General features: G+C 45.6%; 1 protein-coding gene. It reads left to right on the top strand.

From position 1 onward, the window contains the following. Positions 1 to 564, top strand: a 564-nt coding sequence (istB, locus tag BO222_RS11650; RefSeq protein ID WP_143357033.1) for an IS21-like element helper ATPase IstB, incomplete at its 5' end; no start/stop codon positions are given. Positions 565 to 682 lie beyond the last annotated feature (118 nt).

Raw genomic sequence — 682 nt, 5'->3', positions numbered from 1 at the left:
GCCAACTTTCCGTTTCTGAAGGAGATGAAGGACTTCGACTTTTCATTTCAGCCTTCCATCAATGAAGGCCAGATCCGCGGCTTTGAGAATCTGAAATTCCTTGAGCAGAAGCAGAATATCCTTTTTATCGGCTCATCAGGAGTGGGAAAAACCCACCTGTCAGTGTCTATCGGAATCGAAGCAGCGAAAAACAGAAAATCGACGTATTTCATCAACTGTAACGATCTGCTGCAGAATCTGAAGAAAGCCAAAGCAGAGAACAGACTGGAGCAGAGGCTGAAGTTTTACAGCCGCTACAAGCTGCTGATCATTGATGAAGTTGGATTTCTGCCGATTGATGTGGAGGACTCCAAACTGTTTTTCCAGCTGATCACGAAAAGATATGAGAAGAATTCAACCATCATCACTTCAAACATAGAACTGTCGAGGTGGGGAGATATGTTTGGAGATCCGGTCCTGGCGAACGCGATCCTGGACCGGCTGCTGCATCACAGTGAAATCATCAAAATTATCGGAGATTCGTATCGAATCAAAGATAAGATCCGCCTGATCGAGGGGGAATGAGGGGAGCCGAAAATGGGGGCTTGCAGGCTCAGAAACAGACATTGGCTACTCTATCTTATGTCTGTTCCTGAGCCTTTCAGCCCCCATTTTGATCACCCAAACTGTTAACTTATAAATC

The sequence above is a fragment of the Ileibacterium valens genome, assembly GCF_001945525.1.
Taxonomy (GTDB): domain Bacteria; phylum Bacillota_I; class Bacilli_A; order Erysipelotrichales; family Erysipelotrichaceae; genus Ileibacterium; species Ileibacterium valens.
This window is presented reverse-complemented; position numbering and strand designations above follow the sequence as displayed.